The organism is Zunongwangia profunda SM-A87 (assembly GCF_000023465.1).
GTDB lineage: Bacteria > Bacteroidota > Bacteroidia > Flavobacteriales > Flavobacteriaceae > Zunongwangia > Zunongwangia profunda.
The window spans coordinates 5,010,398-5,034,201 of sequence record NC_014041.1; the positions used below are offsets into that span (position 1 = coordinate 5,010,398).

Consider the following 23,804-nt stretch of genomic DNA (forward strand, 5'->3'; position numbering starts at 1 on the left):
ATCGGGACAAAACAAAGAGTCATGTTTAAAAACTATATCAAAATAGCCTGGAGGAATATCTTAAGATACAAGACCAACAGCGTTCTCAATATCTTGGGGTTAACCATTGGTTTGGTATCGGTGATACTCATTGCCCTATATATTCAAAATGAACTGGATTACGATACGCAGTTTGATGCGGCTGCGCAGGTCTACCGGGTGAATATGAAAGGCAAAATGGGGGATAATGCGTTTTATGCGGGATACACGCCACCACCTGCGGGGGAAGCCTTGGTCGATCAATTTCCGGAAATTGAAAGTGCAACACGCATCTATCAACCTGATAATACCCAATTAGCCTATGAAAGTACTGCGGGTTCAAAAGTGTTTAATGAATCTGAAATCCTTGCCGTTGATCCCAATTTTCTCGAAGTCCTAAGCTATCCTTTACAAAAAGGGGATGCTGCAACCTGTTTACAAGAGCCCAATAGTATTGTGATTACGCCGCAAATCGCAAAGAAATATTTTGGGGATGCAAATCCTATGGGTAAAACATTAGAATACGGCGAGGAGAAGAAACCACTGAAAGTTACCGGTGTTTTTGAAGATTTAACCAGCTATCCGGCTTCGGTAAAATTTGATATACTGATGCCGGTGACTAATTTTAAAGATGTCACCTATTTCAATTGGAGTTGGGTATGGCTCAATATGGCTACCTATGTAAAACTCACGCCACAAGCCAGCCAAAATCCGGCAAGCCCCGCGCATCTGGAATCCCGATTTCCCGAGATGCTTAAGGTACAAGCAGCACCCGCCTTTGAGCGTATAGGACAACCTTTTGAGGAGTTTATAAAAAAGGGGAATTACTGGGAGTTGCACTTACAAGCCTTGTCAGATATTCATCTGTATTCTCAGGGAATTACCTCTTCCATAACCGAGCAGCACGATGTTAAAAACCTATACATATTGGGCATTATCGCCTTCTTTATTATCATTCTGGCCTGTGTGAATTTTATGAACCTATCTACTGTTCAAGCTGTAAAGCGTAGCAAGGAAGTAGGTATTCGTAAAGTGTTGGGTTCTCAGCGAAAACAGCTGATTAAGCAGTTTATGGCTGAAGTAGTTTGTTATACGTTTTGTGCTACACTACTGGCTTTTATCACGGTATTATTGATTCTGCCACTGTTTAACGGGTTGATTGGAAAAGAGCTTCAGGTTCAGGCATTTTTTAATGGAAATCTAATCTTGCTGATAACAGGTGTTGTGGTGCTTACTACGCTTTTAGCCGGAATATATCCTGCATTTTTTCTAACCTCCTTCAATCCTATACGGGCTTTAAAAGGAAAAGTAGGTAAAACCCCGCAATCTGGTTTTATTCGTAATGGGTTGGTTGTTTTTCAATTCTCCATAGCGATTACCTTGATCATTTGCACCCTAGTGGTGTTTAGTCAGTTGCGTTATACGCAGCAAAAAGATTTGGGTTTTGAGCACGATCAGGTTTTGGTCATCAATAATGCCGAAAGTTTGGGTAACAATCTGGCTAGTTTCAAAAAAGAACTTATCGCACTGGCCGGTGTAGAAGCAGCAAGCAGTTCGAGCGGGATGCTCACCCGTGGAAACTTCGGAGATTTTTACACACCCAAACCCACAGCAGATGAACCCAATATTGCAACTGATATTTCCCTGAGTTCGTATCTGGTAGACGATGCATTTATACCAACGCTGGATCTGGAAATCGTTGACGGGCGAGGCTTTGACAAACGCTTTAAAGATTCACTATCGGTTATACTTAATGAAACAGCAGCGGCTCAAATAGGTTGGGAGAACCCTATAGGAAAGCAAATACGCTATCCCGGTGGAAACATGGAATATTATACGGTAGTAGGTATTTTAAAAGATTTTAATCTGGAATCCCTACATACACCCATTCAGCCATTTGCCCTTTTTGCAGAAGAATCAAAGAGTTACGATACACGCACCACATTTATCAGTCTTAAAATATCCGGGGAGCATACCAGGCAGGTAATCGGTCAAGTGCAGGATTTATGGGAAGCTTACGTAGAAAGTAATCCGTTTGAATATTCGTTTCTGGATGAAGATTTAGCCTATGCCTATCAGGAAGATAAGCGGCTGGCTTCTTTATTTACGGTTTTTACCATATTGGCCATTTTTGTCGCTTGTCTGGGATTATTTGGGCTTATAGCCTTTACAGCGCAACAACGTAACAAAGAAATAGGGGTACGCAAAGTCTTAGGGGCAAATGTAAGCAGTATCGTAAAACTTTTGGCTACTAACTTTTTAAAGTTGGTTATGCTGTCATTAATCCTGGCTGCACCGGTAGCCTGGTTGGCAATGGATCGTTGGCTTCAGAATTTTGCGTATCGTATAGACATACCCATCTGGGCATTTTTAGCAGCAGGAGCTTTATCCTTGACTATTGCCCTATGTACCGTAAGCTTTCAGGCCATTAAAGCCGCAGTAGCTAACCCGGTAAAATCATTACGAATGGAATAAGCCCCCTAGCCCCCAAAGGGGGAATTAATAGCAGTAAGAATAGCAATAACAATAACACTAGATCATGTTTAAGAACTACATCAAAATCGCATGGCGGAATATCTGGAAAAGCAAGCTTTTTTCGGCAATCAACATCATCAGCCTCGCCATTGGCTTCAGCGCTTCATTTGTAATCGGCCTGATGGTGTATTATGATTTTACCTTTGATGATTTTCATAAGGATAGTGATCGCATATTTAGGATCACGACAACATTTAAAAGTCCAGAAGGCACTTTTGGAAATGCCGGTGTCACTGTCCCGCTCTATCAGGTGCTAAAGGAGGAAATCCCAGAGGTTGAAACAACTGCGGCTCTTTATACAGGTGGTTTTACGAATGTGATGAATCCTGGTAGTGGAAGCGTATTTAAAGACCCGGAATATACTGTTTTTACAAATCCTGAATATTTTAAAATATTCAACTATACGTGGATTGCAGGCTCTGCAGAAAATGCGCTACATAATCCAAATGAAGTGGTGCTTACCCAAAAAAGAGCACGTCAATATTTTCCTAAAACCAAACCTGAAAATATACTGGGGAAAGAGTTGGTTTATAATGATTCTATAGTGGCTAAAGTAACTGGAGTTGTAGCAAATTTAGATAAGCGAACAGATTTGATCTTTGAAGAATTTCTTTCAAGAGAAACGGCCAAAAAAACAGATATGGTAACCAGTGCATTTAGTGAGGAATGGGGTAGCACCTCAAACAGTGCGCAAATATTTGTAAAACTGGTATCCCCAAATGCAGCAACTGTACAGACTCAGTTAGATCAAATTGCCAAGAATCATCAATCAGAATACGATAAAAAATTTGATATAAGCCGAAGGTTTAATTTGCAAGCTTTAAAAGACCTGCATTTTGATACCGATTATGGTATTTTTAGTTTCAATAATTATACAGCAGACCGCTCTGTATTAATGGGCTTAGGTTTTATTGCCGGTTTTCTTCTTTTACTGGGGTGCGTCAATTTCATCAATCTTAATACTGCTCAGGCTTATCAACGGGCAAAAGAAATAGGCATTCGTAAGACCTTGGGAAGTTCAAAAAAACAACTAATCTCCCAATTTTTAGGTGAGACTTTTTTACTTACAGTTATAGCTGCGGTTATTTCGCTGGTTTTAGCTAGTTATTTGCTTAAGGTTTTTTCAGATTTCATTCCAGATGGTCTTGCATTCTCGCTGTTTAAGGAACCTGTAATTCTTCTATGCTGTATACTGCTACTCCTTGTGGTGACTTTATTATCTGGATTGTACCCGGCCTTTGTGCTTACGAGATTTAAGCCCTACCGCGTAATAAGGAGTACAGCTTCCTCTAATTCAGGAAAATCAAATTTGAGAAAATTCTTAACCGTCTTTCAATTTACCATAGCCCAGGTCTTTTTAATTGCGACTTTATTGGTAGGGAAGCAAATACGGTTTTTGATGAATGCAGATATGGGGTTTAAAACAGATGCTGTTGCGTATGTATCGCGTCCCTGGCAGTATAAAAGCGTTGATAAAAACGAACTCTTATTACAGAAGTTTGAGCATATACCGGGTATTGAAAAAAGCAGTTTAGGTGGAATGCCACCAGCTTCTTTTAGCACACATTCTTCTGGGGTAACTTTTCAAAATGAAGACCGGGAAATAAAGGTAGATCTTGAAATTTTATATGGAGACCTGTCTTATCTTGATGTTTATGGAATCCCCTTGATTGCCGGCAGAATACCGCTCAATGATACGATCAACGAATATGTGGTCAATGAGACTGCTTTAGAAGCTTTAGGATTTAAAGACCCAAAGGAGATCTTAGATAAGAATCTTAATATAAACAAAGAGAACTACCGCATTGTAGGGGTGATGCAAGATTTTAAGCAACGCTCGCTTAAGACTGGTGTTGAGCCTATGGTATTTGGAGGGGACACCGACAGGGGTTTTTGGAGTCAATTTAGAAATATTCATGTGACCTTACCAACACATGATTCCCAGTTGCTCAAGCAAACCTTAGCGCGCATAGAAGATGCTTATCAAGAGGTTTATCCCGGGGAAACTTTCGAAATCAAATTTATAGACGATACCATCGCGCGATTTTATGAGCGGGAAAAACGCCTTTCTACCTTATTAAATTGGGCTACGGGACTTTCTATTTTGATAAGTATTTTGGGCTTGTTGGGCTTGGTGATTCATACCGTTACGAGGCGCACCAAAGAAATAGGGGTTCGTAAAGTGCTGGGTGCAACAGTCGCTCAGCTCAATATGTTGCTATGCAAAGATTTTTTAAAATTAATAGCCCTTGCTTTCTTAATAGCCGTTCCGTTTGCGTGGTGGGGAATTCAAAATTGGCTTCAGGATTATGTCTTTAGAACCGAAATGAGCTGGTGGGTTTTTGCCTTAAGCGGACTAGGAATGATTACTCTGGCTCTTGTAATTATAAGTCTTAAAACGATTAGGACTGCTTCTAAAAACCCAGTAAAATCCTTAGGAACTGAATAAATCATCTCCCGATAACTATCGGGACAAAATAATTAATCATGTTTAAAAACTATATCAAAATCGCCTGGCGAAATCTCATCAAAGATAAAACCTTTACGGGCCTAAACATTTTTGGCTTATCCATCGCCTTTGCTGCTGCCATACTACTCAGTATCGCTTCAGTTTACGAACTTTCTTTTGATAATTTTCATGAGAATAAGGATCGTTTATTTATCTCTTATTTTATTTCACAAAACCCAGAGGGCGCAAAAGCTACTATAACGCAGCCGCTCGCCATGGCACCTACACTTAAAGAAGAAGTTCCTGGGATTAAATATACTAGCCGATACCGTGAAGCTTATAATCTGGTAAAAAAGGGAGAGAAAGAATTGCTATTAGATGTGGCTTTTTTGGACAACGATTATTTTAAGATGTTTTCTTTTCCCATTCGCTACGGAACAAAAAATAATTTGCTCGAACATCAAAACTCGGTGGTAGTCACTGCTGAAAGTGCTAAGAAAATCTTTGGAGAAATAAGTGTTATCGGCAAGACATTAGATATTCAGATGGGCGGTCAATTAAAACCATTTGTAGTTAGTGCTGTACTAAAAGACCTGCCTAAAAACACTAATGATAAGTTTAATATTGCTGTTTCTATCGAAAACATGCCGGATTATCAGGAAAATTTAAGCGAATGGGGAAATAGAAATCATCATGTATACGTACAATTAGAAAATGGTGTTGCCGTAACCAATTTTGAAAAAAATGCTCAAAAATTCACTAACCTTCACTTTAAAGGAGATATCGAAGATGCCGAGCGTGATGGCGCGCAACCAAATACCGAAGGAAACTTTAAAAAACTAAAGTTAATGCCGATTACCGATTGGCATTTTGTAAAAATTAAAAATCATCTTTTTGAAGTTTCCAGAAATTACCCTTACCTGATCTTTGGGATAGGAATGCTTATTATTCTAATTGCCAGCGTAAATTTCATTAATATGAGCATTGCCCGAAGCACAAAACGACTAAAAGAAATTGGCATGCGTAAAACACTAGGCGCTGCAAAAGCCCAGCTATTTATTCAATTTTGGGCAGAAAGCGTGTTTATTTTTCTTACTTCAGCAATTATTGGTTTACTGATAAGTCTTTTGGTCGCCGATCCTTTTCAGTCTTTATTTAGAGTTCCAGCTGAGTTCAGTAGTATCATAAATCCATCGATGATTCTGGGCTTTTTACTTATCCTGGCGATAATCACTTTAATCGCCGGTGGGTATCCTGCATTATTACTTTCAAAATTAAAAACTATTCAGTCACTAAAAGGAAAACTGGATATGAGTGGTAAAAATAGATTGCGAAACGTGCTGATGGTCTTTCAGTTTAGTATTGCCATTCTTTTGGTTACAGGAACTTTGGTGTTGTGGCAGCAATTACATTATATGCAGAATAAAAATTTAGGTTTCAATAAAGAACAAGTGATCGCATTTCCGCTTAACGGTAAAAAATCGGCCAGAGAATCTTTAAAATTACTACGGAATGAACTTCAGGATAATCCTAGTATTGTAAGCATTAGTGGTGCCGATAATATTTTGGGAATCGATGCTACGGGTTCCCGTTTTGAAAGTCAGATAGGATTTGAATATCAGGGTAGAAATATTAATACTAATGTACTAGCTGTAGATTATGATTATATAAAAACCTTAGACCTGAAACTGAAAGAAGGACGTGATTTTAACCGAAATTTTGCCACAGATAGTCTTAGCCTGATTATTAACGAATCAATGGCAAAACTGCTTCAGGAAGAAGAGCCTTTAAATAAAATGATCCCAATTGATGACAACAGGAATTATAAAATTATCGGGGTACTTAAAGATTATAACTTTCAGGATTTAAATAGAGAAATCGCTCCACTTACCATCTCTGTAGATCCAAACTGGGATCTTTATTATGCTTATATAAAAGTAGCTCCAAATACCGCTTCACAAACTTATGATGTGATAAAAGATGCCTGGGCTAACATAGAACCAAATGCCGAATTTGCTGCTTCTTTTCTTGATGAAAATATCGATCGCACCTTTAGAAATGAAAAACGATTAACTCGCATGATTACAAGCGGATCGATAATCGCTATTATTTTAAGTTGTATTGGGCTTTTTGCCATGTCCATCTTAGTAGTAACCCAACGTACGAAAGAAATTGGTGTTCGAAAAATTGTTGGCGCAGGAGTCACCAATATCACCTTGTTATTAACCAAAGATTTTTTAATCCTGGTGGGAATTGCTTTTGTGATCGCCACACCAATTGCCTGGTATTTTACCAACGAATGGCTACAAAATTATGTATTTAGAATTGAATTAAGCCTATGGTTTTTTATCGCGGCAGGTGTATTATCACTTTTAATTGCTGTTGCCACCATAAGTTTTAGAACTGTAAAAGCCGCGTTACAAAATCCGGTAAAATCATTACGAACAGAGTAAATTATCTTAAGTAAGCCCGCAAGGCATTTATTAGAAAATCATTTTTTATTTCGAGGCAAGACTCGGAGCATTTAATCTCGATTATCGAGTAAAATTTCATCATCATGTTCAGAAATTATATAAGACTAGCTTGGAGAAAAATTAAAGCCGATAGGCTCTTCTCTACTCTTAACATTCTTGGTCTTTCTATCGGGCTGGGAATTACTCTTTTACTATTTCTTTTTGTTTTTCACGAAAAAAGTTTCGATACGATGTATCCTAAAAAAGATCGTATTGTCCGGGTTTTGCTTCATACTACAAATCAGCAAATTTCTGAAACTTGGTGTGCGAGTCCGCCTGCCGTTGGGTCGGCATTTCAAAATGAAATACCTGAAATCGAAAAAACCGTTCGGTTTTATCATTATGCATTTGGCCAGCCTGCTTCCATTTCGGTTAATAATAAAGAACTGATTGAACCGCGATTTTTTTATGCCGATGAAGCTATAATTGATGTTTTTGATCTGGAATTTGTCCATGGAAATCCTAATACGGCTTTAGCTACACCAAATACGATCATTATTTCTGAAAGTAGCGCTAAAAGATATTTTGGAAATGATAACCCTATTGGAAAGCAGCTAAACTTAGAAAACTATAAGGATTTTGAGATTACCGGAGTTTTTAAAGATTTCCCAAATAACAGCACTATAGATTGTAATACTATTGCTTCATTTCAATCTACCAATTTTGCCAAAAATCCTACCTGGGACAATGCGAGCTTTGAAACATATGCATTACTTTCTAAAAATGCTGATCTACATTTGGTAGAAAAAAAGATTGCAGCGCTAATTAAAAAAGAGGTTAGAGACCTCTGGTACACCTTTTCTTTACAGCCATTCACTAAAGTCCATTTGTATTCGGCAAATTATTCTGATTCGTATAGTGCCCAAATTGGAAATATCGAAGAAGTACGAAATCTTAGCTTTTTAGCCATACTTATATTGATTATTGCCTGCATCAATTATATGAATTTGATTACTGCAAGATCACAAAAAAGACATAAAGATATTGGGATTAATAAAACGCTGGGAGCTTCTACAAAATCGATCATTTTACGTTTCTATGCTGAAACGGCCTTAATTACACTTATTTCTATCTCTTTTAGTATCATTTTGGCCATTATTGCAGTACCATTATTTAACCAGATCACAGGAATATCGCTAGATTACAGAAATTTATTTTCGCCGCAATTTATTATCAGCCTTTTTGTGATCTGGGCAGTAACCAGCCTTATTGCCGGTTCTTATCCTGCGCTGCATTTATCCCGAATTGCACCGCAGATAGTCGTAAAATCCGGGTTTAAATCTAAAACTTCAGGTTTATTGATTAGAAAAGGCCTGGTTATTTTTCAGTTCACAGCATCGATTATTTTGATTATTGGGGTTTTAGTCGTTTACCAACAAATAAACTTCATTAAAAACAGAGATTTAGGCTTTAATCCAGATAAAATTCTGGCTGTATCTATTGGAGCAGCAGAAAATAAAAACAGTATAAACAGCTTAAAAAATAAGCTTCAAAATTCATCGAATATCATTGGGGTAAGCAGTGCCCAGGGATTTCCGGGAGTAGATGTTAGCGGTAGAAATATTATTAATCCTCTTACCGGCAATAGTTATAATATTAAAACCAACAATGCAGATTCAGAAATAATAGACGTACTTAATCTAAAGTTACTGGCCGGCGAAAAACTTCCAGAAACAAAAGCTAAGAACGATAGTATTGTAGATGTGATATTGAATAAAAAAGCGGTTGATTTTTTAGGAATATCACCTGAAGAAGCTATTGGTAAAAAAGTAAAATTAAGCCTGGGAAATAATTCTTACGTTAAAGGGGTTGTAGATAATTTTAATTACTCGTCGCTTCGAGAAGGTATTGGCGCTTATGCATTTCATAATAATGCGACGCAAGAATTTCATAACTATCTCCTGGTAAAATTTCGCGGAAATGATATCAGCGGAGTAATTGAAGAAGTAAAGGAGGATTTTGAAGATTTTATCCCAAATTCGGCATTTCAGTATAGCTTTTTGGATAAAAATTTAGAACGGTTTTATGCATCAGAGCAAAGAATGGCAAGTATCGGACTTGCATTCTCAATACTTGCAGTCTTTATCGCCTGCCTAGGATTATTTGGACTTGCTGCTTTTACTGCGGAGCAGCGCTCTAAAGAAATTGGAATCCGAAAAGTTGTTGGTGCCAGTGTCTTTAAAATCACTAAATTATTATCCTTAGATTTTCTAATGTTAGTAGCCATTTCGCTGGTATTGGCATTCCCATTAGCAGCATGGCTTATGCATTCATGGCTACAAAATTTTGCGTACCGAATAAAGCTTAGCTGGATTGTATTTATAGTAGCCGGTATTATTGCCATAGTTATAGCTATTGCAACAGTGAGTTTTCACGCTATAAAAGCGGCTATGGCTAATCCTGTAAAATCTTTAAAAACAGAATAGATAAATTCAAACCTTACAGGTTGGTTTCAAAAAGCTGTAAGATTTGAAAATAATAATTTTTCAAAAAAATAAAAACATGTTATTAGAATTAGACCACATTTACAAATGGGTAACTACCGGCGGAAGAAGAACATTTCTCCTAAACGATTTAAGTCTTAAAGTTGAAGAAGGGGAATTCATTTCAATTATGGGGCCGTCAGGTTCCGGTAAATCTACCTTACTAAATGTTATCGGTATGTTAGATGGCTTTCAGGAAGGTGAATATAAATTTCTGGATGAAACCATTCATAATATGAAGGAAAAACATCGCTCTAAATTATACAAAGAATACATTGGTTTTGTATTTCAGCAATATCATCTTATCGACGAGCTTACCGTCTACGAAAACATCGAGACGCCGCTTTTATACAAAAGTGTAAAATCGAATGAACGTAAAGCACTGGTTGGTGATATGCTGGATCGCTTTAATATTGTAGGAAAAAAAGACCTTTTCCCAAATCAACTTAGCGGTGGCCAACAACAATTGGTAGGAATTGCGAGAGCATTAATTTCTAAACCCAAATTAATCCTTGCCGATGAGCCTACCGGAAACCTCAACTCCAAACAAAGCGACGAAATTATGCAGCTTTTTAAACAATTAAACGAAGAAGATGGGGTGACCATCATCCAGGCCACACACTCAGAAAGTAACGCAGCTTATGCCTCTAAAATCATCAATCTTTTAGACGGTAGTATCGCAAAATCTTAATATATGGACTTAAAATCATCAATCATCATACTCATCATTATTTGCCCATTTTTAGGTAGATCGCAACAAGATTCGGTCGTACTCAATCTGGAGCACTGTATCACTTTAGCTTTAAAAAATAATCCTGATCTAAAATCCCGAAAATTAAATTCAGAATCGGCCACTGTGAATTTTAAACAAAGTCGAAATGAATTTTTACCCAGCTTAAACGGAAGCATATCTGGCGGAATTACGAACGGGCGAAGTATCGACCCCTATTCTAATGATGTGATCGAACAACAACTGAATTACTCGAACGCCGGACTAAATCTTAACGCTATCGTTTTTGACGGATTTAGATTGCTAAACCAGTTAAAAAGGGATAAGCTGAATATTAAAGCTGCTGAAGCTGAAGTGCAGGAAGCACGTCAAAATCTTATTTTAGATGTCACCATGGCTTATCTGGGTATTTTAAACGCTGAAGATTTATTAGAACTCGCAGAAATCAGGCGCTTAAATACCCAAAGACAGCTGGATAGATTACAGAAATTAAATGAAGAAGGAAATGCAAATCCGGCAGAATTCAACAATATCAAAGGTCAATATTCGGCTGACGAAAACAGTGTTATTGATGCTGAAAACAATCTGAAACAATCGGTTTCTCAGCTAGCACTTTTACTAAATATTGATTACAAAGTTTTCCCAGAAGCGTATCATTCGCTTGAAGTTTATGAAAAGTACAATTTAAGTGCTGATCATGTTTTTAAAGAAGCGGTGCAAAACCTGGCTACCTTTAAAGCCCGGGAATTCCGAATTAAAGCTGCAGAAAAACAGGTGAAAATTGCCCGTTCCAATTATTATCCACAGGTTGGATTATTTGCGCAATTAAACACGAATTATTCCAGCACAGCACGTACGTTTACAGAAAATGGAAGTGAAATCGTTGAAACCGGGAGTTATATTCAGTATAATGGGCAATCGTTACCAGTACTGGCGAGCCAGATTCAGTATGCAACGGCCGATATTTCATTTTTAGATCAGTTTTCTAATAACCTCAATTCAGGTGTAGGGGTTTCTATAAGCATTCCTATCTTCAATGGATTCCGAGCTAAAAACAATGTCGAATTGCAAAAAATCAATCTAAAACAATCCGAAATTGAACTCGAAAGTACCAAAAATCAGTTTAGACAACGTATCATCCAGGTTCACGCTGATATGGAAACAGCTTACCAAAAATGGCAAAATTTAGAAGAACAGGTGGATGCCTATCAGGAAAGTTTTAGGGTTAATGAGATTCGATATAACGCTGGTGCTTCTACCATTGTAGAGTATATCGTAAGTAAAAACAGTTTAGACCAATCCAGAATTAACCTGGCTAATGCTAAATTTCAATATTTACTCCGAGTAAAAGTGATGGAATATTATCGCGGAAATATGGAAACGGGATCGTAGCTTTTAGTGAGCAATATTTATTAGATAATGTCATTACGACTGAAGCAGAAATCTCAAACTCAACATTCCAAAAGAGATCTCTCCACTTCGGTTGAGATGACAAAAACTCTCTGTCATTTCGAGCGTAACGAAGTGAAGTCGAGAATTCTCAAACTCAACATTCAAAAAGAGATCCCGCCACTACGGTTGAGACGACAAAACTCTCTGTCTTTTCGAGCGTAACGGAATGAAGTCGAGAATTCTCAATTTTAGTAAAAGACCATTCATAATTCAAAATTTTCCATACTTTTCAGTCTTAAAACAATCCTGTAAAATGCAATTAGAAACCAACCGACTCCAAATTGTAAGTTTTGAAGCCGAATTATTTATGCCGCTTTATCAACTGTTTTGTAAAAATGAAACCGTAATGCAGTCGGCTTTTAAAGGTAGAACACTTACCAAAAAGGAGTTTCTGGACATTTTAGCCAATGATTTTATTCTGAATGATACTGATAGCATAGGTTTTGTGTGCGTTCTGGATAAAACCACAGATGATTTTGTAGGTTTTACAGGCTTAATTCCGTGTGATTTTCTTGGAGATAAAAACGATCTGGAATTTGGTTTTGTACTGCATCAGGAGTATTGGGGAAAAGGTTTTGCTACCGAAATTGGACAATTCTGGATTGATTTTGCTAAAAATGAGCTTCAAAGACCTCGAATTTTGGCGGCTGCGAGCCCAAAAAATCATGCATCCATAAATGCTATTAAAAAACTTGGATTAACTGAAGTCAAAGAAATCGCTTCCGATGATCGTGGAACACGATTAGTATTTTTAAAAGAATTTTAAAAGCCGAGGCAAGTGCGCAAGGTAATTAATAGTAAACCTTTCTATAATTTTAGAGAATACTTAGTGATGACATTGCGAGTCAGGCACGGGATCCTAATTATAGGCTATCAAAATTCAATAAAAACATCGGTTTACATATTTCTAAAACAGCCTCTCAAAACTGAAAGGCTGTTTTATACTATTTTATCTTTATAATTCATATAAAACGGCACCGCCCTCAGGGAGTAATTCAATTTCTAATGTGCCGTTACTTTTGATTTTCGAGGTTTTATAGCCTGCTGTTTGATCTTTATTATCATAAAGATGTTTAACCTCTTTTCCTGCAAGCATAGGTAGCTCTAATGCTATTTTTCGCTGCTCTTTTGTGGCATTGCTAACCGCAACATACCACCGGTCACCTTTTCTACGTGCCAGGGCACAATAATCTTCAGGTTCTCCGCCAATGTAAATGGTTTCATCCCAGACCGTTGGTACTTCCTTTATAAAATCCAAAACATGATCCGGCTGCTCTTCCAGATTATTTGGAGTTAAACCGAAATGCTGAATTGGCGAAAAGTACAACACAGAAGTTGCCAGCTCAAAAGCATCTGTAGTACTTCTTATGGTGCCGTTTTTCTGCTCCCTGGACATTTTCTGATTTAAGAACACGGGGGCAAAATCCATTGCTCCAACCGCATTTCTTATAAAAGGTAATATTGTTGAATTTAAAGCATGTTTATCTAAAGCATCCTGACGGAAGATTAGATTTTCTGAAGCCAAAACAGCCTCTGAAGTCACATAATTTGGATACATTTTTTGCCAGCCTCTTGGAAGCGTACAACCGTGAAAAGTAATTCCCAGTCCGTAGTCATTAGCATCTGTCAAAATATCTTCATATAACTTCATGGTGGTTTGTTTGTCTCCTCCAAAGAAATCAATTTTCAAACCTTTCACACCTATTTTTTGCAGCCATTCCATTTCCTTTTTCCTGGCGATACTGGTATTCATTTTATCCTGTGGTGTTTGTGGTGCTTCATTCCAATAACCATTAGAATTATACCATAGCAGCACCTCTACATTTTTGGACCGGGCATATTTTACCAGTTTTTCCATTCTTTTGTGACCAATATTATTATCCCACCAGTTATCGATTAAAACATATTCAAATCCCAAACTCGAAGCCATATCGATATATTTAATCTGATCGTCATAATTAATACTGTTATCCTGCCAGACGATCCAGCTCCAGGCGGCTCGTCCCATTTTATAATCGATTGTAGGTTTATATTTTGGTTCTACCAAATCGAATGCTACGGTAGATTCTACAATTGGTTTTAAACTTTCCCCCAAAGTGATGGTTCGCCACGGCGTTTTTGCCGGCATAGCCATCGCTGCAAACGCATCACCAATACTGTTATTTTCTCCTTCCTGAGGAAATTCTACCGTAAAAACCCCATCTTGTGTGGATTCACTTAATCTACTGCCCGGATAACCTCCGTCTACCCCGGTTTCAGAAATCAAAACCCATCCTTTTTCACCTAATTTGAATAAAGCAGGAAATGTATATCCTACTCCGTAAGTTGATGGTTCTCCTAATTTTTCACCTAGGGTATACTCCTCTTCATAAGAGGGTTTAGTTTCCATCCAGCCCGTCATTGGTAATGCTTGCGGCGTAATATATGTAGTTGCATAATCTGGTAAATTAAAACCTGAAGCTTCTTCAAAAATCTTTACATTAGATCGCCCTGCTTTCGATTTTAGTGTATACGAATAAGCCACATCGCGATTAGAAACTCTAAAATAAACAAACAAGGTATCCTGATGCTCATTTATAAACTTCGAAACCAACTCGGTTGCTTTATAATCTACATGACTAACTTTAGCACGATCGAGATCGTATGAATTTTCGATCGTATTTACTTCAGCAGAAATAAATTTTAGTTGAGATGAAAAATCTCCTAACGAGGTCTTTAAACCTAAAGGTGAATCTTCTAAAAACTGCGCTTCGGCATAATGAATATCGTAAGATACTTTTCCGTTGTTTTCATGTACCTGCAATTGTATTTTTTGATCTGGACTTTTAATTTCTGCCACCTGTGCCTGTATCGCATTCGCAAAAATTAAACACCCTATAGAGAGAACAAATTTTACTGATTTCATTTTTATAATTAGAGTTAAATTGGAGGATAGTTTTATACTTAAATTGTTTTGGAAGATTTACTTTTTTGAAGATACTATAATTTTGTTTTTGCTATCATCTACTTCCAGCAAAGCAGGGATTCGAATATAATTCCCCCTGGCACCTACGCGATGACTATGAAGTGCCATTAACAACTTCCCTTCAAAGGTTTTAAACATCATCCCATGCCCAAAATTAGGCGGAGTAATGGGATCTTTTTCCTGGATCCAGGGACCGTCTAAAGTGCCGCTTTCAGAATAAGCTACTCCCTGAACATAATCTCCAAACACCCAGCTTGTCCAAATCATCCCTAATTTTCCGGTTTGTGTTTCGAACAAAAACGGGCCGTCAGTTACTTTATTTGGTTTTATTTTTCCATCTTCCGTGCGCTCTTTACTCCATGGGGAATCACTTGCTTTAAATAGCAATTCGCCTTCACCTATCGAACCACTTAGGTCGGGTTTTAGCTGGATTTTCTCTATCGTACCGTCCCAGTTTTGCAGCCATTCATAGCAATAAACCATATAAGGCTTATTATCTTTATCTATCCAGAAGGTTCCATCTAAAGTTGGTTTATCTGCCGGAAGATAGGTTTTATCTTCCATTGGTTTATAAGGACCCTCTGGCGAATCACTTACCAGAATATGGCTGGCACGACGTTCAATTTTATTGCCTTTCACCGTATCTATAATGACTTCACGATTGGTAAAGGTGGCAAAATAATAATATTTGTCTTTGAATTGATGAATTTCCGCTGCCCAGATCATCGGTCGCTTTCCCATCCACGAATCAGGATCGGTTTCTACCACCGTAAAAGGTCCATCCCAAAGTTTAAGATCCTTGCTCTTCCAGAGTTTACCGCCAGTACCCGTCATATAATAGGTTTGGGTGTTTTTATCTGCCAAAATAAAAGGATCACTAAGCCGAATAGAATCTATAGGGATAGCCGTTTGCACTTTTAGATTAGATTGAGCGAATAAGCCTGTCGAAAACAGAAAAAATAAGAACATCAATAACGCATGATTAATAGAGCTTCTTTTTGTTCTCATTTTTTAAGCATTTTAGATTGATGATTTTTGCTTATTTAAGATCTGATACAACGGTCACAATAGATCTTTCAGGAATAACAATATGGCTTTCACTATTCAAAGTATATGCTAAATCTTGATCTTTAGAAGTTGTATAGCTTTTAAAATTAACAATATCATTGTTATTCAGAGATTGTTTTATTTTGATTGCTTTTTCTTCAGAATTAATAATCACCAAAGTAACTTTAGATTTGGCTTTATTGATATAGGCTGAAGCAAGTAAAGAAGAATCTTTAGAAACCGAAGCTTTTATCCTTTTGCTATCAGGCTCAATAAATCTACTATAATTCCCTAAAACCCAAAGCATTTTACTCTCATAGAAATTACCGTCTTTTTTATTTTTATCAATATAAATTAATCCATCTTTATAATCATAGGGGGAAATTGCCATCCACCAATGCCATGCCGATGCATTAGCAATTGCCAAATCGCTATGAATTACTTTCGCCATATACAAAGCCGGATCTATACCAAGATCTCTTCCATTTCCTTCAATTTCGCCATTATTATCACCCAGAATACAATATTCAGACATCCAGAATTTAAGTCCTTCTACTGCTTTTAAAGATTCAGAAAGAGTCTCTCTTTCTTTTATCAATTTTTGATCTGGTGATGTTGTAAAATAACTATGTCCAGAAATGGTATGGCTAAGATTAGGTAAATTACCTATGTAATTTTTAGATTCAGAATTAAAAAATTCTGTGATCTGATTTCCTCTTCCTGGCCGATTATCTTCTCTGCTGAGGTAATTTATTTGTCCCGCTTCAGTAATATCTATTTTGGCCTTTATACCTTTTTTTGTTATTGCTGAATCCAGAACTTTTACAAAATCTGCAATTTCATGATTCCAAAAAGGAGTTCCCTCCTGCCCGGCATCAGCCCAATCCCATTGTGGCTCATTTAAAGGACTAATATAATCTACCTCTAATCCCATTTTTTCTAAACCAATAGCCGAATTGGTTAAATAAGTAGCAAAATTTTGAAACTCACTTTTATGCAAATTAGAAATCTGACCAGAAACACTATAGGCTTTGTTGTTTTTGGTAAACTCTACCGGTGGGCTATTGGAAAATAACAGCAGTTGATCTACCCCATAATCTTTAGCTTTTTGTGCAAACCAAACCTGGCCTTTTTGTTTTTGAAAGTTATAAGAACCATTCTTATTAAGAAAGGATTCCGCTCTACGCCATTCGTCTTTAATATCACTTTTCTCTGCCTGCTCACTACTGCCTGCTCCTAAATTAAATCGCCAAAGTGATAAACCAATTCCTTTAGGGTTACCCTCTAAATCTACCTCCTTACTAAAAAGTAAGGAGGCAATTTTTTCTTTTTTACTTTTTGGCCACAATCCTACAAACTGGCAGGACCATGCATCTGAGGCTCCAAAATTGTCTATGTTTTGGTAAACAACAGAGGTATCTATTTTAATTTGACAGACAATACTTGTAGCGTTTTCTACACTAGATTGCCCTAAACAGGAAAATCTGACCAGTAATAGGATTATAAAAATCCTATAGATCGATCTTTTGTGCATGGGTATAAATTAACTCGTTAGCCATCGAAGATTTAGCCCCAATCCGAACAAAAAGATAGCCTTCATCTCTTAAAGATTCTGGTATTTCTATAGCTACCGAATTACTTGTCCCAAACTCAAAACTTTCGAGTTCTATAACCTTATTAAAGTCGTTTATATTTCTATCCAAGAGAATATTCCTGCTAAGCATGATGCTTATTTCCTGAACGTTAGTATCTGCTACGATCTGATCAATTTGAAAGTTTGCACTCAAAGTTGATCCATTCATCTGAAAGTTTTCATTAGAGATATTGATATATGGTGTTACTGGCACATCTACCTGAGTATTTCCACTTACCTGCACTACAATAGTATCGTTTAATTGTGGCAACCAGGGATCGCCTCCACGGCGAACCAGTTTATATTCTCCTTCAAAAAGAGATACCGAATACGTACCATCCTGAGCAATAAATACAGGAATTAATTCATTCAAAGCATAACCATCCTGCCATATCTGGAATTCGGCACTATTAGATCTTACAGATATGGGTTCTCCCTGGTAGGTCACCTGTCCTTCCAGCATGGCTTTAGGAGCATCAAAATTATCTAATTCACAACCAGCAAGCACCATGCTTATGGATATAAGGCTGTATAATATATATTTTTTCATTACAAATAAGTTTTCGTTAAAGCTTAAAATTCTAGTGGAAAGGATTTCTAACCAGCTTTGGATTATTATTAAGAACTCCCTGATCTATCGAAGCGTAATAATTACCTAATCTAAACAGGCGAGCTCTTCTAAATCGGGTTGGTCTTATCTTGTTATAGATATAATGATTATTATCTGGGTGCCCGGGGCGTACTATTCTATACGGATATAAGCCATAAACAACCGCCTGTTCGCTATTCTCGTCTCCATCCCAAATTTCGTGTGCTATCCTCCAACGTTTTAAATCGAAAAAACGATGATCTTCAAAAGCCAGTTCTACACGACGCTCGTTACGTATATCATCCATAGTAAGGTTAGCAATACTATTCGCCGGAAAGCCGGCACGTTCTCTTAATGTATTTACATAGGCCGTAGCAGTTTCTACTTGCCCTAATTCGAATGCAGCCTCTGCTCCATTTAAGTAGATTTCCCCTAAACGGAACCATGGCCACCAATTTTCTGAAGCCACTCCTCTAGTACTCGCTCCTGAAGCATTACTCAAGAATTTGCGAATATAGAATCCTGTATTACTTACAAACTGTGCATTATCCTGCGGACCATCTGCACCCGTCCATAGTCCTCCATCACCGCTTCCGTCGGGAAAGCTATAAACACTTCCTAATCTTTGAGAAGTTTCATAAGAATATCCTGAACCATTCCACACCGCTACTCCTGCCTGTAAACTAACTTGTAGGCCTCTAAAAGAAGTTCCCGGATAAATAACAGTTCCATATAAACGAGCATCTTTATTGTCAAAAATACCGGTAAGCTCATCATACACTATAGGGCTACCGTCGGAATTAGTAATTCTTAATTCCCCATCACTACCATCCAAATAGTCAAAACTTTCCACCAGGTTTAAAGAAGGGGTAAGATTGGTGGGATATTCGTTGTCTTCGGTTAAGCTTCTTGGGATATTTTCGAAAGTAAAGCCATGAGTTTTTAAGCTGTTCTGAAAATCCTTGGCAAAAATCACCTCATTACTGGTTTTATCCATTAACATTTCATAGAAATTCATCCCCCTGTCTGGATTTGCATCGTATAAAGCGTAATTTCCGTTTTGTAAAATTTCATTAGAGGCTGCTAAAGATCTTGTATAAAATTCATTCGCTCTGCCTGCAGGAATCCCTACTTCTCCCCCTGGCAAAGTAATTGGATTATCCATTAAGTTATTATATTTAGCTAAAGAGCCAGCATATAACATTGATCTACTTTCTAAAGCTAAAGCTGTATAATAATTAGCTCGTGTCTGGCTGCCATTATTTCCGGAAAGATCATCTTTAATATCCTCTAATTCTGCATAAATAAAATCGTAAACCTCAGCTTCCGTAGATCTTGGAATTTGTAAGTATTCGGGATCCCCACTATAATCATAAATAAGCTGCTCGGTTACCAGTGGTACCCCACCCATACGTTTTACCATTTCGAAGTAAACAAAAGTTCTGATGAATCTAAGTTCTGCTCCAAAAAGATTTTTTTGTTCGACATCAATTTCAGTACTAAACTCTTCCAGGTTATCAAGAGCTAAATTAATATCCCTTATAAAACCATAATCCCAGTAGCGTCCGTAATCATAATTATATTGAAAATCATTCCTCCAGTTTTGATCGTTATGACCAGACCACATCGCGTCGTCTATCTCTGTCATTCCGCCAACATTAAATACCCCATGTAAACTTGGTAATCTATCATAATAGTTAGCAAGAAGTGATTTAATCAACTCAGGGTCATTCCATAATTGTTCATCGCCGATAATATTTTTGGGTTGACGTTCCAGGTATGCATCGTTATCACAGCTTATAACGCCTATAAAGCATGCAACTATTAAGATGCGTAAAATTGTATATTTCATAATAATATTTTAATAACCTCTATTAAAGTGAAAGATTTAAACCAACAACAATTGTTCTTTGTTGTGGATAAACTACTGAAGCATTTGCAGATATTTCTGGATCTATTTCGAAACCATTTACATTATCAAATGAAACCAGGTTAGAACCGGTTACATAAAAACGAAGTCTGTCTACATTTACTTTGGAAACCCATTCTTTAGGTAAAGTATAGCCCAGTTCAATATTTCTAAGTCTCAAAAACCATACATTAGTTAACCAGAAATCACTATTACGGTGGTTTGGCCCAACGTTTCCGTTACGTATAGCAGGATAACGTCCTGAAATCCATTCACTTTCAGGATCGTAAGGATCTGCTCTATGCCAACGATCTTCCAATAAATAAGCTGGAGAGTTTCCTCCTGCGTGAAATGGATTTCTTAGCTCATAGTTCTGATACCAGGATTGCATGGTAGCTCCTGCTAGATCTATAGCAAGGTCGATATTCTTCCAATTCATTGCGATCGTACCTCCATAAGATATCATTGGAGACCAGCTATCTGGGTAGCCAATAGGACGCTCGTCCATCCCATTAATCACACCGTCTTCGTTTACATCTTTGTAAATAAAGTCTCCAGGTAATAACGTCCGGTTATTTTGACCATCAATATTTATAGGGTAGTTTCTAATTTCTTCTTCATTTTGGAACCTTCCCACAACCTGATATCCCCACCAGATACCTCCCCAACGGTCTTCTGCAGAGTTTCTATATTCTGCCCAGGAGTTTCCAAAACGTGGTTTATAGGTTGAAATACTTTTGTATCTTGAATAAGTGAAGTTTCCACTAACAGAATAATTAAAGTCATTTATAGAACTTTTGTACGTAATTATTCCTTCAGCTCCATTATAACCATTCTCATTAAGATTTTCCTCTGGTAAAGTATATCCTACTTCACTTGGAAGTAAAACATCATACTTTGGTGCAGGAACACCGGTTCTCCTTATTCTAAAAACATCTGCCGTAACACTAAGTTTATTATCAAACATTGTTAGATCAATACCTATATTAGAATTGGTATTAGTTACCCATGATAAGTTTGTAATCGGTAAGTCTCTTGGCCGCAGTCCAGTAGTATAAGTTCCATCTAATACTGCACTTCCATTATCCCAGGTATATCCGCCTAAATAATCAAACATTCCCACTCCTTGTTCTTGGCCAGTTTCCCCGGTAGAAGCTCTAATTTTAAGATCGTCGATTACACCAGTAAGCGGTTCAAAAAACTTTTCATCTGAAATTCTCCAACCTAAAGAAATACCTGGAAAGAATCCCCAACGGTCTCCTTTGGGGTATAAATAGGATGCATCGTATCTTCCTAATAATTCGACAATGTATTTATCATCGTAGCTATAATTAAATTTACCAATATAGCCTACTCGTGCCTGATAGTTCCAACCATCTGCGAAGAAGTTTAATTGATTAAATTCTAATAGCGGTAAATAATCATTAGATGGGTTAGTTCCCATTTGTTGATAATCCTGTTCAAAATCAGAGCGTTCGTAAGCAGCCATCGCAGAAAATGAATGTTTATCGATCTTCTTGGCATAATCTAATTTTATTTGAGAGAATGTACTAATATCTTCCCGCTCTGCCTGATATCTCCAACCAGCGTCAGATCCTCCTGTAGCATTATAAGTATCGTTGGCTTCGTCGTAAGTAAATACATCATATCTGTATTGGAAGCCATCAAATTTATTATTACTGAAATTGTAAGAATAGGTTCCTCTTGCTTTTAAGCCGAAAGAAAATTCATATTCAGCATATAAGTTTACATTCAGGTTTCTGGCAAAGTTATCCTTATATCCTACAATATCCCTTTTAAATAACGCCGGATTTCTTGAAAAATCCCTGGTTTGATTAGGATATTCCGGATTATTATTAGCATACGGAGGGGTAGTTGGTAGATTACTAAACAAGCCTAATATTGCAGAAAAATAGCCATCACCTCCCGGCAAACCAACATCATTAGTTTCCTCTATTCTACCACTTATTTGTGTACCTACTTTTAATCTATCTGCTATCTGCGATTCGATATTAGCCTGTAAATTTGTTCGTTCATACGCGAAATCGTCCAATAAAGCTTCCTGATTTGTATTGGCCAATGATAGATAATAATTAGTTTTATCTGTTCCGCCTGATACACTTGCATTTACATGATACTGTGGAACATTATCTCTCATAACAAAATCATAATAATCGTAACTTTGATAACCAGGTAAGGTTCCCTCCTGCCATTTTTGTAATTCCTCTGGAGTAAAAACGGTATTTGGGTCACGACCTTCGTTTTGGGCTGCTTCTACAAGACCTCTGGTATATTGTGCTGCATTAGCAAGATCTGGAAATCTGGTAAGATTTTGCCAACCGGTATACCCATTAATACTAATCTTTGGCTGATCTGTCTTTCTTCCTTTTTTAGTGGTTACCAGTACAACACCGTTTGAAGCTCTCATTCCATACACCGCAGCAGAAGCATCCTTAAGAATAGTAATACTTTCTATATCTTCCGGGTTTAAAGAATTAAACATGTCGTTCCCTGAATTTCCGGTAGACTGCAACCAGTCGCGACCATTATCGCCGCCATAAGGGATCCCATCGATTACATAAAGAGGATTTCCCATATTTCGAATTTCCAAGGAAGCACCGCGACCCGGACGTGCATCCTGAGCTCTTACAGAAACCCCCTGAATTTTACCGGCCAACGCCCCAGCGGTAGTCGTTGAAGTTGTACGAGAAATATCATCAGATTTAATGGTACTAATGGCACCCGTTACATCCTTTTCTCTTTTGGTACCATATCCTACTACCACAACCTCATCCAATGCCTCTTCATTAGGTTGAAGGCTAATCTCGTAATAAGATTCGGTTGTTAATTCAATTTCCTTTTCTAAATATCCTATATAAGACACTAAAAGGATCTGATCTTTTCCCTCTTGAATACTAATTTCAAATTCACCATCAAAATTAGTAACTACTCCGTTAGAAGTACCTTTTAATAACACCGATGCTCCCGGTAAAGGTAAACCTGAGTTGTCCATTACCACACCAGAAATTTCTCGTTCCTGGGCGATAATAATTTGCGATAAAAGCGCAAAAAATAAAAAGCAAACTACTTTTAGCTTTTGCGATTGTAGTAAAATTTTATACATATAGTTAAAAATTTAATTGAAAATGACTCGTTATTTTTTTAATAACATCATCGAAAGAAAGAAATCGATTTCGATGATTATCATTTACAATATTCTCCATTTTTAACCTTTTCTAAAGGATAAGATTTGTCCAGAAAAAGGGTGTTTTCTAGCAAATTTTATTAATTCACCAATCTCAAGGGGGTATTTTCGGCATTCTCAAAATAAATAAAGGAGAAAATTAACATTTAATAAAAACTGAACTATAAAATGGAAGCGGAATCCTTTTCCTGCAATTTTCTAAATTCATTTTTAAAACCTGGGCAATAAACTTCCTATACGGAATAGAATACTTCTATTTAGCTATACATTCCTGAA

Annotated in this window: 13 protein-coding genes; 7 read left to right on the top strand and 6 right to left on the bottom strand. The window is 37.2% G+C overall.

Translation table 11 applies throughout. From position 1 onward, the window contains the following. The first annotated feature begins 21 nt into the window (after positions 1-21). The 7 genes from ZPR_RS21985 (at position 22) to ZPR_RS22015 (ending at position 12,946) form a co-directional block, all read left to right on the top strand. A complete protein-coding gene (locus ZPR_RS21985) occupies positions 22-2,493 on the top strand; it encodes an ABC transporter permease (RefSeq protein WP_013074000.1) in 2,472 nt (823 codons plus the stop codon). 64 nt (positions 2,494-2,557) lie between these two features. Beyond that, positions 2,558-5,002: an ABC transporter permease gene (locus ZPR_RS21990; protein WP_013074001.1), complete on the top strand. Its 2,445-nt coding sequence runs from the start codon at positions 2,558-2,560 to the stop codon at positions 5,000-5,002. A gap of 38 nt (positions 5,003-5,040) precedes the next feature. Beyond that, positions 5,041-7,455 carry an ABC transporter permease gene (locus tag ZPR_RS21995; protein ID WP_013074002.1) on the top strand — a complete coding sequence of 805 codons (2,415 nt, stop codon included), beginning with the start codon at positions 5,041-5,043 and terminating at the stop codon, positions 7,453-7,455. A gap of 104 nt (positions 7,456-7,559) precedes the next feature. After that, positions 7,560-9,941, top strand: coding sequence for an ABC transporter permease (locus ZPR_RS22000; protein WP_013074003.1), 2,382 nt, complete (start codon positions 7,560-7,562; stop codon positions 9,939-9,941). Positions 9,942-10,017: 76 nt separating this feature from the next. After that, positions 10,018-10,689, top strand: coding sequence for an ABC transporter ATP-binding protein (locus ZPR_RS22005; RefSeq protein ID WP_013074004.1), 672 nt, complete (start codon positions 10,018-10,020; stop codon positions 10,687-10,689). A 3-nt stretch (positions 10,690-10,692) separates the two neighbouring features. Next, on the top strand, positions 10,693-12,120 hold the full coding sequence (locus ZPR_RS22010) for a TolC family protein (RefSeq protein WP_013074005.1): 1,428 nt from the start codon (positions 10,693-10,695) through the stop codon (positions 12,118-12,120). Between the two features lie 313 nt (positions 12,121-12,433). Beyond that, positions 12,434-12,946 carry a GNAT family N-acetyltransferase gene (locus ZPR_RS22015; protein ID WP_013074006.1) on the top strand — a complete coding sequence of 171 codons (513 nt, stop codon included), beginning with the start codon at positions 12,434-12,436 and terminating at the stop codon, positions 12,944-12,946. Between the two features lie 189 nt (positions 12,947-13,135). Here the strand turns inward: ZPR_RS22015 and ZPR_RS22020 are convergent, their stop codons facing one another. The 6 genes from ZPR_RS22020 to ZPR_RS22045 are packed head-to-tail and all read right to left on the bottom strand — an operon-like array spanning position 13,136 to position 23,447. Further along, positions 13,136-15,085, bottom strand: a complete 1,950-nt coding sequence (locus ZPR_RS22020; protein ID WP_013074007.1) for a glycoside hydrolase family 97 protein — start codon at positions 15,083-15,085, stop codon at positions 13,136-13,138. Between the two features lie 57 nt (positions 15,086-15,142). After that, the gene (locus ZPR_RS22025; protein WP_083759802.1) at positions 15,143-16,153 is read right to left on the bottom strand and encodes a glycoside hydrolase family 43 protein; all 1,011 of its coding nucleotides are present in this window, start codon (positions 16,151-16,153) and stop codon (positions 15,143-15,145) included. A gap of 31 nt (positions 16,154-16,184) precedes the next feature. Next, entirely contained in the window at positions 16,185-17,726 is a 1,542-nt protein-coding gene (locus tag ZPR_RS22030) for a glycoside hydrolase (protein ID WP_041579373.1), read from the bottom strand. Next, entirely contained in the window at positions 17,704-18,375 is a 672-nt protein-coding gene (locus tag ZPR_RS22035; protein WP_041579379.1) for a DUF3823 domain-containing protein, read from the bottom strand. The genes ZPR_RS22030 and ZPR_RS22035 overlap by 23 nt, the downstream gene beginning before the upstream one ends. 31 nt (positions 18,376-18,406) lie before the next feature. Then, entirely contained in the window at positions 18,407-20,266 is a 1,860-nt protein-coding gene (locus tag ZPR_RS22040) for a RagB/SusD family nutrient uptake outer membrane protein (protein WP_013074011.1), read from the bottom strand. Positions 20,267-20,288: 22 nt separating this feature from the next. Beyond that, positions 20,289-23,447: a SusC/RagA family TonB-linked outer membrane protein gene (locus ZPR_RS22045; RefSeq protein WP_013074012.1), complete on the bottom strand. Its 3,159-nt coding sequence runs from the start codon at positions 23,445-23,447 to the stop codon at positions 20,289-20,291. Between the last annotated feature and the right edge of the window lie 357 nt (positions 23,448-23,804).

What these genes read in the sequence shown, in the direction of transcription:
- ZPR_RS21985 (WP_013074000.1), top strand. Translation starts at nt 22, where the DNA reads ATGTTTAAAAACTATATCAAAATAGCCTGGAGGAATATCTTAAGATAC.
- ZPR_RS21990 (WP_013074001.1), top strand. Translation starts at nt 2,558, where the DNA reads ATGTTTAAGAACTACATCAAAATCGCATGGCGGAATATCTGGAAAAGC.
- ZPR_RS21995 (WP_013074002.1), top strand. Translation starts at nt 5,041, where the DNA reads ATGTTTAAAAACTATATCAAAATCGCCTGGCGAAATCTCATCAAAGAT.
- ZPR_RS22000 (WP_013074003.1), top strand. Translation starts at nt 7,560, where the DNA reads ATGTTCAGAAATTATATAAGACTAGCTTGGAGAAAAATTAAAGCCGAT.
- ZPR_RS22005 (WP_013074004.1), top strand. Translation starts at nt 10,018, where the DNA reads ATGTTATTAGAATTAGACCACATTTACAAATGGGTAACTACCGGCGGA.
- ZPR_RS22010 (WP_013074005.1), top strand. Translation starts at nt 10,693, where the DNA reads ATGGACTTAAAATCATCAATCATCATACTCATCATTATTTGCCCATTT.
- ZPR_RS22015 (WP_013074006.1), top strand. Translation starts at nt 12,434, where the DNA reads ATGCAATTAGAAACCAACCGACTCCAAATTGTAAGTTTTGAAGCCGAA.
- ZPR_RS22020 (WP_013074007.1), bottom strand. Translation starts at nt 15,085, where the DNA reads ATGAAATCAGTAAAATTTGTTCTCTCTATAGGGTGTTTAATTTTTGCG.
- ZPR_RS22025 (WP_083759802.1), bottom strand. Translation starts at nt 16,153, where the DNA reads ATGAGAACAAAAAGAAGCTCTATTAATCATGCGTTATTGATGTTCTTA.
- ZPR_RS22030 (WP_041579373.1), bottom strand. Translation starts at nt 17,726, where the DNA reads ATGCACAAAAGATCGATCTATAGGATTTTTATAATCCTATTACTGGTC.
- ZPR_RS22035 (WP_041579379.1), bottom strand. Translation starts at nt 18,375, where the DNA reads ATGAAAAAATATATATTATACAGCCTTATATCCATAAGCATGGTGCTT.
- ZPR_RS22040 (WP_013074011.1), bottom strand. Translation starts at nt 20,266, where the DNA reads ATGAAATATACAATTTTACGCATCTTAATAGTTGCATGCTTTATAGGC.
- ZPR_RS22045 (WP_013074012.1), bottom strand. Translation starts at nt 23,447, where the DNA reads ATGTATAAAATTTTACTACAATCGCAAAAGCTAAAAGTAGTTTGCTTT.